Genomic DNA, 13109 nt, shown 5'->3' on the forward strand with positions numbered 1-13109 from the left:
TGCGCGCGGGCCCCGGGAGGGCGTGACGGGGCCCGGGAACGCGTCCGGTTCCCGGGCCCCTGTGCGCCGTCGGAGCGCGGGCGGGCCGGCGTGGCGGCCGTCGCCCGCCGGCGGGTGCTCCGCCCTGACCGCAGGTCAGGGGTGCAGGCGCACCGGGAGGTCGAACAGGTCGTTCTGGGTGAGGACCGGCTTGTTGCGCAGTTCGCCGCGCGGCACGGCGAGCGAGAGGTGCGGGAAGCGGGCGTAGAGGGCCGGGAGGGCCACGCCGGCCTCCAGGCGGGACAGGGCGGCGCCGGGGCAGACGTGGGGGCCGTGGCCGAAGGAGATGTGCCGGTTCGGGGTGCGGGCGACGTCGAAGGCGCCCGCGGTCTCCCCGTGCTGGGCCTCGTCGCGGCCGAGCGCGCCGAAGGAGACGACCAGGCCCTCCCCCTTCGGCAGGATCCGGTCGCCGACCTCGATGTCCTCGGTGGCGAACCGGATCAGGACGTGCGAGGTGGGGGTGGCCCAGCGCAGCGTCTCCTCGATCACGTTCTCCCAGGGGACCTCGCCGGCGAGGACGCGGGCGCGCTGCTCGGGGTGGGTCTCCAGGGCGACGACGGCGTTGACGATCAGGCTGATGGTGGTCTCGTGGCCGGCGGCGACCATCAGCTGGAGGGTGTTGGTGATCTCCTCCGTGCTGAGCCGGTCGCCGTCCTCGGAGGCTGCGATGAGCGCGCTGGTGAGGTCGTCGCCGGGGGTGGCGCGCTTGGACTCGACGATCCGGGAGAAGAGGGAGCCGAGGTCCGCCATCATCTGGGGGACCTCCTCGGGGAGGGTCTGCGTCGAGAAGAACTTCTCGAAGAGGGCCTTCAGGCGCGGGTGTTCGGCGGAGTCCACGCCCATCAGCTCGCTGATGACGTTCATCGGCAGCGGGTAGGCGAAGGCCGCCTTCAGGTCGACGGTCTCGCCGGCGGGCAGGCCGGCCAGCTTGTCGAGGGCCTCCTCGGTCAGGGCCTCGATGCCGGCGCGCAGCTTCTCGACGCGGCGGGCGGTGAGGGCCTGGGCGACGAGGGTGCGCAGGCGCCGGTGCTCGTCCCCGTCGACGGTCAGCATGGAGCGGCCGGGGTTGGCGAGGCCGATCAGCGGCCAGTCCAGGGGGATCTCCCCGCGCTGCCAGGCGCCCCACACCCCGATGTCCTTGACGACGCGGGGGTCGGTGAGCAGGGCGCGCGCCTCGGCGTGGTGGGTGACGGCGTACACGCCGACGCCGCCGGGGAGGACGACGCGGACCAGCGGACCGGCGGCGCGCAGTGCGGCGCTCTCGGCGTCGAGGTCGGTGACGAAGGGGTCGAGGGTGATCGGGGCGGCGTCCGGGACGGCGCCGGTGTGGTCGATCGGGCAGCTCATCGGATGGCTCCAAGCGCGGGGGTCGGGGTGTACGTCACGGGGAGCGCGGTCAGGCCGCGCAGCCAGGGCGAGGGCCGCCGGGTCAGTTCGGCGGCCGGTCCGTCGAGGTCCACGTCGGGGAGGCGGTCGAGGAGGACCTCGATGCCGGTCCGGGCGATGACCTCGGCGACCTCCTGGGCCGGGAAGGGGCAGCGGTGTTCGCCGTGGCCGAAGGAGAAGAAGGCGTTGTTCCCGCCGGTGAGGGCGCCCGCGTCGGTGCGTACGTGCGGGTCGCCGTTGGCGGCGGCGAGGCCCAGCAGGACCAGGTCGCCGCGCGCGATGGTGCGGCCTCCCAGCTTGGTGTCGCGGGTGGTCCAGCGACCGGCGACGTTCTGGGTCGGGGTGTCCTCCCAGAGCACTTCGTTCATGGCCTCGCCGACGCTGTGGCGGCCGCCGGCGAGGGAGGCGGCGAAGCGGTCGTCGGTGAGCATCAGGCGCAGGGAGTTGCCGATCCAGTCGGCGGTGGGCTGGTGGCCCGCGGCCATCATCACCATCAGGTCCTGGGCCACCTCGGCGAGGGTGAAGCCGGCGGTGTTGGCGAGCATCCGGGAGGCGACGTCGTGTCCGGGGTCCGCCGCCTTGGCGGCGAGCAGCGCGTACATGGACTCGCCGAGGTGGCGCTGGCCGTCCAGGGCGCCCTCGCGGCCGTTGATCATGTCGTTCATGGCGGTGACGAGGCCGGGGCCCTGCTCGTCGGAGAAGCCGTAGATGCGGGCGAGGACGCGCAGCGGCAGGAGCATGGCGTACTCGCCGACGATGTCGCAGGAGCCCTTGCCGCAGAGCCCGTCGATCAGCTCGTCCGCGAAGCGCTCGGCGTGGCCCTTGAGTTCGAAGGGGTCGACGGATTCCAGGGCCTCGCTGATCACGGCGGCGCGCTCGCGGTGGCGTTCGCCGGTGGTGTAGAGGATGGAGGGCTGCTTGCGGCCGATCATCGGGAGCAGGGGCCAGTCGGCGGGGATGCGGTCCCACTGGTTCCACAGGTCGGAGTCGCGGGAGTAGAGCTGCGGGTCGCTGGTGACCTGGTGCAGTTCGCGGTAGCCGAGGACCAGCCAGGCCGGGACGTCCCCGTCGAGGACGACGGGGGCGACGGCGCCGTGGTCGCGGCGCATCTCCCGGTACAGCGCGGCGGGGTCGCTCTGGAAGCGGGGTCCGCCGAGGTAGACGGGCTGCGGCTCGGGGGTGGTCACTGCGTGGGCTCCGGGAGGGTGCGGGGGACGGCCGTGGAGGGCTCGGGTCTGGTTCTAGGCAAGGGGCTGGAGGCTCTGGAGGTGCTGGAGGTGCAGGAGGAGGGAGATGAGCACCTGCTTGCTGGACTCGCGGGAGCGGGCGTCGCAGAACAGCAGCGGCACCTCGGGCGGCAGGTCGAGGGCGCCGCGGATCTGCTCCGGGGTGTGGGCGGGGCCGCCGAAGTCGTTGCAGGCGACGACGAAGGGCGTGCCGTGGTGCTCCAGGCGGTCGATGGCGTACCAGGAGTCCGCGAGCCGCCGGGTGTCGACGAGGACGACCGCGCCGAGGGTGCCGGAGAACAGGCGGTCCCACAGGAACCAGAACCGCTCCTGGCCGGGGGCCCCGAACAGGTAGAGCACGTTGCGGGCGTCGAGGGTGATCCGGCCGAAGTCGAAGGCGACGGTGGTGGAGGTCTTGGCCGTGATGCCGTCGGTGTGGTCGACGGCTGCGCCGGCCTGGGTCATCGTCTCCTCGGTGTTCAGCGGGCGGATCTCGCTGACCGAGCGGACCATGGTGGTCTTGCCGACGCCGAAGCCGCCCACGATCACGATCTTCAGGCCGTTGTCGGCGGTGCTGCTGAGTGCCTGCCGGGGCGCGCCCGGGTCAGAGGTTGCGGAGTCCAACGAGCACCTGCTCCAGGAGTTCGGGGTCGGGAAGGCAGTACGTCGTGGCGCGCGGGTGCCGGGCGCTGACGCGTCCGGCGGCCAGGAGGTCGGCGAGCAGGATCCGTACGATCGACACCGGCAGGCCGAGTTCGGCCGCCACCTCCACGACGGCCGTCGGGTAGCGGCACATCCGCAGGATGGCCGCGTGCTCCGACTGCATCCCCGGCACCGGGTCGCACTCGGCGACGATGAGGGTCACCAGGTCGAAGGCGTCGCTCCCGGAGCTGCTGCGGCCGCCGGTGAGGGTGTAGAGCCGGTCCGGGGAGTCGTCCCGGACCGGCCGGGCGCGGCTCATCCCCGGGGCCTGGCCATCAGGTGCTCGCTCAGCTGCTCCACCAGTTCGGACATGTTGTGGCCGACGAGTCCGGCGTCGGCGTCCTCGGCGGCGACGAGGGCGAGATGGGCGCCCTCGCCGGCCTCGACGATGAACAGGATCCCGCCGTAGAACTCGGCCATGGCGGAGCGGACTCCTCCGGTGCCGTCGCCGAACTCGATGGAGGCGCCGTGGGAGAGGCTCTGGATGCCTGCGGCGATGGCGGCGAGCTGGTCGGCCTGGTCGACGGAGATCTCGGGGGTGCGGCACAGCTTGAGGCCGTCGCGGGAGAGCACGAGGGCGTGCCGCGCGCCGGGGGTGCGCTCCAGGAGGCCCTCCAGGAGCCAGCTGAGCTTCTCGTCGGTGGTGGAGCCGGTCATCTCGTGTCGCCTTCCGGGTTCGGGGGATTCGTGGGCTGCTGCCGCGCCGGCGCGTCGCGCACGGCCTGGCGGAAGCTGCCGAAGCGGGCGGCGGACCGGGACGCACCGGTGGGGGCGGCCTGGGTGCGGGACTCCGCGGAGGCGGCGTCGGGGCCCTGCGGGTGGGCGGCGGCCAGGGTGCGGCCGCGTCGTCGCTGGGGCAGTCCGCTCTCGCCGAGGACCGGGTTCCGGCCGGTGGTTTCGGGGTCGTGGGAGCCGTCGGGAGCGGGCTCGGCGTCGGCGCGCGGGGCGGGCGGCAGGGCGGCGCGGCCCGGGGCGGGCGCTACGGCGGTACGGCCCGGGGCGGGCGCGCGGACCGGGCCGGCGGTGGGGGCCGCCAGAAGCGGCGGCGCGGGGACGGGTTCGGCCGGGGCGTGGCTGACCAGTTCCTCCGGGATCATCATCAGCGCGCCGGTGCCGCCGCGCGCGGAGGGCCGGAAGGAGACGGTCAGCCCGTGCTTGCGGGCGAGGCGGCCGACGACGGCCAGGCCGAGGCGGGTACCCGAGAGCCCGGCGAGGTCCAGGGTCTCGGCGCCGACGGCCTGTTCGGCGCGGCGCAGCTGGAGCTCGCTCATGACGAGGCCGCTGTCCTCGACGGTGATGACGATCCCGGTCGGCACCTCCTCCACGTAGACGTGGACCTCGGCGGTCGGCGGGGAGAAGTTCGCGGCGTTGTCGAGGAGCTCGGCGAGGGCGTGCATGACGCCCTCGGCGGCGTGTCCGGCGACGGCGGCCTCGCTGGTGGAGTGCAGCCGGACGCGCTGGTAGCCGCCGATGCGGCCCATGGCGCCGCGCAGGATCGACTCCATGACGATGGGCCTGGCCCAGCGGCGGCCCGAGCGGGCGCCGGTGAGGACGGCGATGGAGTCGGCGAGGCGGCCGGCCTGGGCGGTGCGGTGGTCGAGGTGCAGGAGGTCGCCGAGGACCTCCTCGTCGGCGTGCTTGTGCTCCATCTCGCGCAGGTCGGCGAGCATGCCGGTGGCCAGGGCCTGCATCCGGCCGGCCGCGTTGGCGGCGGCGGCCATGGCGGCGGCCCGGCCCGACTGGGCCCGTCGCAGTTCCTCGCCGAGCTTCTCGCGGGTGGCCTGCTGGGCGGTGGCCAGGTGGTCGAGTTCGGCGGTGTGGGCGGCGGTCAGCCGGGCGGCCTCGGCGCTGCGGGCGGCCCTCAGCCGGTCGGTCTCGGCGGCGTGCTCGGCGGTGAGCCGCGCGACGCGGGCGGTGTGGTCCGCGGTGAGCCGGGCGAGTTCGTCGGTGAGGTCCGCCGTCTCGCGGGCCGCGTCGGCGGTCAGGCGCGCGATGTACGCGTCGCGGGTGGCGACCTCCCCGGTGAGGAGGGCCAGGGCGTCGCGCAGCTGCCGGGTGGTGCGCGCCGACCAGGTGACGGCGTAGGCGGCGATGGCCAGCAGCAGGGTGCCGAACGCGGCGAACCAGGCCAGCGGGTGGCGGACGTTCGACGGGGCCGCGGCCACTGCCGCCGCGGAGATGGTGCCCGCTGCCACCGCCGTGACCAGCAGGGCGAGCACGGAGGGGCGGAGGGGGGAGGGCGACGCCGTCATCAATCAAAGCCTCAAAAAAGGGGCGTATATGGAAGAGAGGGTTCCTGTGGCAACGAGGCATCACTATAAGAGGATTGGTGATCGTTTAGGAAAGCCCTTGACGAAGATCACGCTGTGTAGCGCCCACTAAGGCTGCTTCTGGAGCGGTTTCGGGGCTATGCCATGGCATCCTGTGACGTCACAACGCGCCGGACGGGTCCGACGGCGGACGTCCGGGGAATATGGGGAAGATCCATGAGGCTCTGCTTCCTGGTGGAGGAGCACTACCGCCACGACGGCATGCCGAACGAGGTGATCCGTCAGCTGACCGCGTGGGGCCACCGGGTGGACGTCGTGCGGCCCGGCGGCTCGCTGCTGCGCATGACCGACCTGGTCCGGGCCGGCACGCACGACGCGTGGGTGCTCAAGACCGTCTCGGGAGGCCCCGGGCTCACCCTCCTGGAGGCCGCGGCCGCCGCCGGGGTGACCACCGTCAACGACGCCCGGTCGATCCGCGGGGTGCGGGACAAGGCGCTCGCCGCCGCCCTCGGCAGCGCGCGGGGGCTCCCCCTGCCGCCCACGTACGCGGTGGCCCGCCCGGAGCTGCTGGCGGAGGTACCGGACGAGTTGTACCCGCTCGTCGTCAAGCCGGCCGACGGCAGTTCCGGCCGCGGGGTGCACCTGCTGCCCTCGCCGGACCGGCTCGCGGCGCTGCTGCCCGCCCTGGCGGGCGAGGGCATGCTGATCGCGCAGCCGTACGTCCCGAACCCCGGGACCGACATCAAGGTGTACTGCGTGAACGGCGAACTCCACGCCACCGAGCGCTGTTCCCCCCTGCACCCCGACGCCGCGGTCCGCGAGCGCCGGGTGCCGCTGCCGGCCGAGGTCGCGCACATCGCGGCCCGGGTGGGCGAGGTGTACGGGCTGGACCTGTACGGGGTGGACGTGCTGCTGGGCCCCGACGGGCCGGTGGTGGTCGACGTGAACGACTTCCCGAGCTTCCGCCAGGTCCCGGAGGCCGCCGCCCGGGTGGCGGGCGCCGTCCTGGACCTGGCCCGCGCCGGCGGCGGCCGGGCGTCCGTCGCGCCGCGCCCGGCGCTGCGGCCGCACCCGGTGCCGGTGGGCATCCCGGCCCAGGTGGCGGCGGGGGACGGCGCGTGAGGATAGGCCTGATCACCCCCGACCCGGGGCATCCGCTGCTGGCCGCCACCGCCGCGCTGCTCGCCGTCCGGCACGAGGTGGACGTCCTGCACCCCGGGGCGGGGGCCGCGGCGGCCGCCGGCGCGTCCGCGGACGTGTACCTGCTCAAGGCACGGACCCCGGCGGCGCTGGAACTGGCCCGCGAGCTGGAGCGCGGCGGAGCACCGGTGGTGAACTCCGCCGCCGCGACCGAGCGCTGCCAGGACCGGGCGGGGATGGCCGCGCTGGCCCTGGAGGCCGGGCTGCCCTTCGCCGCCACCCGCACCTTCGCCTCCCTGGCGCTGCTGGAGTCGGCGGCGGATCCCGGGTGGCCGCTGGTGGTCAAGAGCCGGCGCAGCCGCAAGGACGACCTGGTCGTGCGCCTCGACGGCCCCGACGGGCTGCGGGAGCTGGCGCCGCGCTGGGGTGCGGAGCCGGTCGTCGTGCAGCCGTTCGCGCCGAACAGCGGCTGGGACCACAAGCTGTGGGTGGTCGGGGACCGGGTCTTCGCGGGCCTGCGCCGCTCCGAACTCGCCGACGGCGCACCGCGTCCGCCCCGCGGCCGGGAGCGGCTGCCCGACGGGTGGGCCGAACTGGCCCTGCGCGTCGGCCGCGTCTTCGGACTGGACGTCTACGGGGTGGACGTCATCGCCGAGGACGGCGGCGGGCCCCTCATCGTCGACGTCAACGCCTTCCCCGGCATCCGCGGCCAGGCCGGCGCCCCCGAGGCGCTCGCGGCCCTGGCCCTGCGCCGGGCCGCCGCCGCCCGGCAGCGGGGGCGGTAGCCTGCGGGCCGGTCGACAGGAGGGCGGGGTCCATGCGCGCGGTGGTGTTCGAGCGGTACGGGGAGCGGCCCGAGGTACGGGAGGTGCCGGACCCGGCGCCGGCCCCGGGCGGGGTCGTGGTGCGCGTCGAGGCCACGGGGCTGTGCCGCAGCGACTGGCACGGCTGGATGGGCCACGACCCGGACATCGCCCTTCCGCACGTCCCGGGTCACGAACTGGCCGGGGTGGTCGAGGCGGTGGGCTCCGGGGTGGTGGACTGGCGGGCCGGCGACCGGGTGACCGTGCCCTTCGTCTGCGCCTGCGGGAGCTGCGCCGACTGCGCGGCCGGCGACCACCAGGTGTGCGCACGGCAGACGCAGCCGGGGTTCACCCACTGGGGCTCCTTCGCCGAGTACGTGGCCCTGGACCACGCCGACGTGAACCTGGTGGCGGTGCCCGGCGAGCTGTCGTACGCGACCGCCGCCGCGCTCGGCTGCCGCTTCGCCACCGCCTTCCGGGCGGTGGTCGCGCAGGGCAGGGTGAAGGCGGGCGAGTGGGTCGCCGTCCACGGCTGCGGCGGGGTCGGCCTGTCCGCCGTGATGATCGCCGCCGCGGCCGGGGCCCGGGTGGTGGCCGTCGACACCGCGCCGGGGGCGCGGGAACTGGCCCTGGAGTTCGGGGCGGCGCACAGCGTGGATCCCGCCGCCGCCGGGCCCGGCGGGACGGCCGCGGCGGTCCGGGAGCTCACCGGAGGCGGCGCGCACCTCTCGCTGGACGCCCTGGGCTCCCCCGCGACCGCCGCCGCCTCGGTGTCCGGGCTGCGCCGGCGCGGGCGGCACGTCCAGGTCGGGCTGCTCCCGGCGGCGGCCGGCCCGGCGGCCCTGCCGCTGGACCGGGTGATCGGCTGGGAGCTGGAGGTCCTCGGCAGCCACGGCATGGCCGCCCACGCCTACCCCCCGATGCTGGAACTGGTCCGCTCCGGCGTCCTGCGCCCGGACCTCCTCGTCACCTCGACGATCCCGCTGGACGGGGCCCCGGCGGCCCTGGCCGCGATGGGCACGGCGCCGGGGCGCGGCGTCACGGTGGTCCTGCCCCGGGGCTGACGTGGTCCTGCCCCGGGCGTGACGTGGTCCTGCCCCGGTCCTGGACGGTGGACCGGGGCAGGAGGTCTCAGCCCGCGAGGAGCGTGAGGGTGTCGATCACGCGGTTCGAGAAGCCCCACTCGTTGTCGTACCAGGCGACCACCTTGACGTGGCGGCCGTCGACGCGGGTGAGCTCCGAGTCGAAGATCGACGAGGCGGGGTTGCCGGTGATGTCGGAGGACACCAGCGGGTCCTCCGAGTACTCGAGCACCCCGGCCAGCGGGCCCTGCGCGGCGGCGCGGTAGGCCGCGAGGACCTCGTCGCGGGTCACGTCGCGGGCCACGGTGGTGTTCAGCTCGACGATCGAGCCGACCGGGACGGGCACGCGGATGGAGTCGCCGGACAGCTTCCCGTCGAGGTTCGGGAGCACGAGGCCGATCGCCTTGGCCGCGCCGGTCGTGGTCGGCACGATGTTGACGGCGGCGGCGCGGGCGCGGCGGGGGTCGCGGTGCGGCCCGTCCTGGAGGGCCTGCTCCTGGGTGTAGGCGTGCACCGTCGTCATGAAGCCGTGCTCGATGCCGGCCAGTTCGTCGAGGACGGAGGCCAGCGGCGCCAGGGCGTTGGTCGTGCACGAGGCGTTCGAGACGATCGTGTGCAGCTCCGGGTCGTACGCGCCGGTGTTGACGCCGTACGCGAGCGTCACGTCCGCACCGTCCGACGGGGCGCTGACGAGGACCTTGCGCGCGCCCGCCTTGACGTGGGCGCGGGCGGCCTCCGCGGAGGTGAACCGGCCGGTCGCCTCCAGGACGATGTCGACGCCGAGTTCGGCCCAGGGCAGCCGCTCCGGCTCGCGCTCGGCGAGCACCGCGATGCGCCGGCCGTCGACCACGAGGGTGCTGCCGTCGACGGTCACCGGGCGGCCGAGGCGGCCGGCCGTCGAGTCGTAGGCCAGCAGCCGCGCGAGGGTGGCCGGCTCCGTGAGGTCGTTGACGGCCACGACCTCCAGGTCGCTGTCGCGTTCGAGCAGCGCGCGCAGCACGTTGCGTCCGATGCGGCCGAATCCGTTGATGGCGATGCGAGTCATGAGCGGTGTCCCCTTCTGTTCGCCATCAGGTTCGCGCCCGGCGGCCACCCCCCGACAGTGGCGAGATCGCCACGGTTCGAAAGTATCTCGCCAGCCAGCCTGCGTCCTCCGGCAGGGCTCCGTCTACTCGCCCCGGGTGAAGGTGCGCCGGTACTCGGTCGGGGTGGTGCCGAGGATCCGCTGGAAGTGCAGGCGCAGGTTCGCCCCGGTGCCCAGGCCCACGTCGGCGGCGATCTGCTCGACGCTCCGCTCGGAGCGCTCCAGCAGCTCGCGGGCCACGTCGACCCGGGCCCGCATGATCCACTGCATCGGCGTGTACCCGGTGTCCTGGGCGAAGCGCCGCGAGAACGTACGGGCCGACACCGCCGCGTGCTGGGCGAGCGCCTCGAGGGTCAGGGGCTCGCCCAGCCGCTGGAGCGCCCACTCGCGGGTGGCCGAGAACCGTTCCCCGAGCGGCTCGGGCACGCTGCGCGGCAGGTACTGGGCCTGGCCGCCGCTGCGGTACGGGGCAGCCACCAGGCGCCGGGCGGCGTGGTTGGCGGCGGCGACGCCGAGGTCGCGGCGCAGGATGTGCAGGCACAGGTCGATGCCGGATGCGGCGCCGGCCGAGGTCAGGACGCTGCCCTCGTCCACGAACAGCACGTTCTCGTCGAGCCGGACGAGGGGGTGCTTCGCCGTCAGCGCCCGCGTGTAGTGCCAGTGGGTGGTGGCGCGCTTGCCGTCGAGCAGCCCCGTGGCGGCGAGCGCGAACGCGCCCGTCGAGATGGCGGCGAGCCGCGCCCCCCGGGCGTGCGCGGCGGTCAGCGCCCCGACCACCTCGCGCGGCGGGTCCTCACGGTCGGGGAAGCGGTAGCCGGGGACGAAGACGATGTCGGCCCACTCCAGCGCCTCCAGTCCGTGGGTGACGTGGTACGACAGGCCGTCGCCGCCGGTGACCAGCCCGGGGGCCGCCCCGCACACCCGGACCTCGTACGGCATGCTCGCGCGGGTGCTGAAGACCTGGGCGGGGATCCCGACGTCGAGCGGCTTGGCCCCTTCGAGGACGAGGACGGCGACGCGGTGGAGGCGGGATCGGGGCACGTCGCCGAGCGTACGCGGGACGAAACCCGTGTGCGCGCCGGCGGACCGCTCTGGGAGCATGCCCGGATGGCACATCCTCTCGAATCCCTCGTCGTCCGGCACACCCTGCGCGTCCCGGCCCCTTCCGGTCCGGCCGGGCAGGGCGGCACGGCGGCGCGGCAGTTCGACGCCGCGCTGCTGTCCGTCGGCTTCAAGCTCTCCGCCCCGCTGCTGGACCACCTGTCGGGGCTCGCGCAGGAGACGGTCGTGGAGACCGCCGCGCGCGCTGGACACCGTCCGGGAGATGACCGGTGACCACGTCGCGCACAACGTGTACTTCAAGGACTTCCCGGCCAACGTGCCGGATACCGTCGAGTTCTGGGCGCGGTGCGTCCGCGAGGCCCTCGCCGACGACGCCGCGCGCCCGGGCGCCCTCGCGCAGCTGAGCACCGGCGTCCTCGACCTGCTGACCCTCCCTTCGTACGGCAACTACCGCCACACGTACGAGGAGATGCTCGCCGCGCACGAGGAGCTGACCGCGGCCGCCGGGGACCGGATGACGGTCCTGCACCGGGGCGGCGCCCCCGACGAGGAGGCGACCGCCCTCTACCTGGCCCTGGCGGGCAGCACCACGCCGCTCGGCGAGGAGGGGCTGCGCGACCTCGGGCTGCTCGCCGGGCACTGCGCCGAAGGCCCCCAGCCGGCGGAGATCCCGGTCCGGGAGAACCGCGCCGTGGTCAACCGGGCCCGCCTGGGACTCGGTGCGGAGCTGCTGGCGGACACCGTCACCGACGTGCTGCGCCTGGCCTGCGCCCTGTCGGACGGGGACGTGTCCCTCACGGAGCCGACCCGGCTGAAGCGGCTGTCGCGGCCGGTCCGGCGGGCCCTGCTGGCCGCCCTGGACGCGGTGGTCGCGGCCTCCCCCGCCAAGCTCGCCGACGTCACCGCGCACCGCGAGCAGTTCAAGCGGCTCGGCGAACGCCTCCACCCGCACGAGTACCCGCGCTGGCCGCACGCCGCCCGGGTGTTCGCCGTCGCCCGGGGCGAGGAGGAGGCCCGGACCCTGGAGAGCCGGGTCGAGGAACTCCTCGGCTCCGGCGACGTCGTCGGCGCGGCCCGGCTGCTGGCGGCCGCCGCGCCCGGCCGGCTGCTGCGCTCCCTGGACCGGCTGCTGCGCGCCTGCCCGGGCCCCCGGGAGCGCGGGGCCGTCGCGGCCGCCGCCGAGGAGGCCGCCCCGCGGGTCTCCGGCCGGGTCCTGCTGTCGGTGCGCGAGCACCTCCACGACCGGGCCGGGGGTCCGCCCTCGCGCCGGGTCTTCGTCAACGACCGGGGCCGTGCCTGGGTCACCGCGGACACCCGCGCGGCCCTCCCGGCGGCCGAGGCCGGGCGGCTGGCCGCGGCCCTGGACGCGGAGCTGCTCCGCCGCCTTCCCGACCCCGGGCACCTGCTGGTCGACCCCGCGGTCCTCGACGTCGCCCTCCCGCTGAGCGGGAAGGCGACGGCCGCCGGGCTCGGCGTCCTGCCGCGCGGCTCGCTGTCCCCGGTCGACGGGGAACTGCTGCGGTTCTTCGTGCACTGGACGCAGACGGCCGCGAGCACCGACTACGACCTGTCGGCGGTGATGCTGGACTCCTCGTACGACACCCTGTCCTGGCTGTCGTACACGGCCCTGCAGACGGTCGGCGGCGAGCACTCGGGCGACATCACGGACGCCCCCGCGCCCGACGGGGCCTCGGAGTTCATCAACCTGCGCCTGGACGCGGTGCAGGGCGCCTTCATCGTCCCGCAGGTCCACGTCTTCTCCGGGGAGGGCTTCGAGAAGGTGGCCGAGTCCTTCTTCGGCTTCATGCTGCGCGACGGCGAACAGGGCGGCCGCCCCTTCGAAGCGCGCACGGTGCGCATGAAGTCGGAGCTGCGGGGGCCGGGCCGGGTCGCCCTGCCGCTGGTGTTCCTGCGCGGGGCCGACGGCGGGTGGCGGGCGAAGTGGCTGCACCTGTACCTGCGCGGCACGCCGAGCGCCAACCGGGTGGAGGAGAACCGGGCGACGGTCGGCACCCTGGTGCGCGGCATCGTGGAGCGCGAGTACCTCACGGTCCGCCATCTGGTCGGCCTGCTGGCCCGCCGGGCCCGCAGCACCGCGCAGTGGGACGGTGCGGGGCTGCCGGACGACCCGGTCACCTACATAGGCCTGGAGCGCCCGGACGGGCTGCACCCGGACTCGGTGGTCGTGACCCCGGAAAACCTGCGTGCCCTGATCCCGGCCTGACTGCTACCGTTGGCCCCGGCGAGGCCATGGGCGGACTTCCTTCTCAACCATCCACTGCATTAGTCCCCCCGCTTTCCTCGCCTTCGACGTG

General features: G+C 74.9%; 11 protein-coding genes and 1 pseudogene. 4 read left to right on the forward strand and 8 right to left on the reverse strand.

Annotated elements, in window-relative coordinates:
- Nucleotides 1–135: 135 nt before the first annotated feature.
- The 6 genes from ACIRBY_RS26030 to ACIRBY_RS26055 are packed head-to-tail and all read right to left on the reverse strand — an operon-like array spanning nt 136 to nt 5605.
- A complete protein-coding gene (locus ACIRBY_RS26030) occupies nt 136–1386 on the reverse strand; it encodes a cytochrome P450 (protein ID WP_403904591.1) in 1251 nt (416 codons plus the stop codon).
- Nucleotides 1383–2612, reverse strand: a complete 1230-nt coding sequence (locus tag ACIRBY_RS26035) for a cytochrome P450 (protein WP_403904594.1) — start codon at nt 2610–2612, stop codon at nt 1383–1385. The genes ACIRBY_RS26030 and ACIRBY_RS26035 overlap by 4 nt, the downstream gene beginning before the upstream one ends.
- Before the next feature lie 54 nt (nt 2613–2666).
- Nucleotides 2667–3275, reverse strand: coding sequence for a GTP-binding protein (locus ACIRBY_RS26040; protein ID WP_403904597.1), 609 nt, complete (start codon nt 3273–3275; stop codon nt 2667–2669).
- Nucleotides 3256–3612: a DUF742 domain-containing protein gene (locus tag ACIRBY_RS26045; protein ID WP_403904599.1), complete on the reverse strand. Its 357-nt coding sequence runs from the start codon at nt 3610–3612 to the stop codon at nt 3256–3258. The genes ACIRBY_RS26040 and ACIRBY_RS26045 overlap by 20 nt, the downstream gene beginning before the upstream one ends.
- A complete protein-coding gene (locus tag ACIRBY_RS26050) occupies nt 3609–4010 on the reverse strand; it encodes a roadblock/LC7 domain-containing protein (RefSeq protein ID WP_403904602.1) in 402 nt (133 codons plus the stop codon). The genes ACIRBY_RS26045 and ACIRBY_RS26050 overlap by 4 nt, the downstream gene beginning before the upstream one ends.
- Nucleotides 4007–5605 (reverse strand): ATP-binding protein, encoded by a 1599-nt coding sequence (locus ACIRBY_RS26055; protein WP_403904605.1) that lies wholly within the window; start codon nt 5603–5605, stop codon nt 4007–4009. The genes ACIRBY_RS26050 and ACIRBY_RS26055 overlap by 4 nt, the downstream gene beginning before the upstream one ends.
- 234 nt (nt 5606–5839) lie before the next feature.
- Between ACIRBY_RS26055 and ACIRBY_RS26060 the strand changes: the two genes are divergently transcribed.
- The 3 genes from ACIRBY_RS26060 to ACIRBY_RS26070 are packed head-to-tail and all read left to right on the forward strand — an operon-like array spanning nt 5840 to nt 8630.
- The gene (locus ACIRBY_RS26060) at nt 5840–6745 is read left to right on the forward strand and encodes a RimK family alpha-L-glutamate ligase (RefSeq protein ID WP_403904607.1); all 906 of its coding nucleotides are present in this window, start codon (nt 5840–5842) and stop codon (nt 6743–6745) included.
- Nucleotides 6742–7548: a RimK family alpha-L-glutamate ligase gene (locus tag ACIRBY_RS26065; protein WP_403904610.1), complete on the forward strand. Its 807-nt coding sequence runs from the start codon at nt 6742–6744 to the stop codon at nt 7546–7548. Before ACIRBY_RS26060 ends, ACIRBY_RS26065 begins: the two co-directional genes overlap by 4 nt.
- A 32-nt stretch (nt 7549–7580) precedes the next feature.
- On the forward strand, nt 7581–8630 hold the full coding sequence (locus ACIRBY_RS26070; protein ID WP_403904613.1) for a zinc-dependent alcohol dehydrogenase family protein: 1050 nt from the start codon (nt 7581–7583) through the stop codon (nt 8628–8630).
- 67 nt (nt 8631–8697) lie between these two features.
- Here the strand turns inward: ACIRBY_RS26070 and gap are convergent, their stop codons facing one another.
- Both gap and ACIRBY_RS26080 read right to left on the reverse strand, forming a co-directional pair.
- Complete coding sequence (gene gap, locus ACIRBY_RS26075) at nt 8698–9693, reverse strand: type I glyceraldehyde-3-phosphate dehydrogenase (RefSeq protein ID WP_403904615.1); 996 nt, start codon at nt 9691–9693, stop codon at nt 8698–8700.
- A 123-nt stretch (nt 9694–9816) separates the two neighbouring features.
- Nucleotides 9817–10773, reverse strand: a complete 957-nt coding sequence (locus ACIRBY_RS26080; RefSeq protein WP_403904617.1) for a GlxA family transcriptional regulator — start codon at nt 10771–10773, stop codon at nt 9817–9819.
- Nucleotides 10774–10839: 66 nt separating this feature from the next.
- Here ACIRBY_RS26080 and ACIRBY_RS26085 point away from each other — a divergent pair.
- Nucleotides 10840–13018: pseudogene (locus tag ACIRBY_RS26085) on the forward strand (hypothetical protein).
- Nucleotides 13019–13109 lie beyond the last annotated feature (91 nt).

The organism is Streptomyces sp. NPDC096136 (assembly GCF_044763325.1).
Taxonomy (GTDB): Bacteria; Actinomycetota; Actinomycetes; order Streptomycetales; family Streptomycetaceae; genus Streptomyces.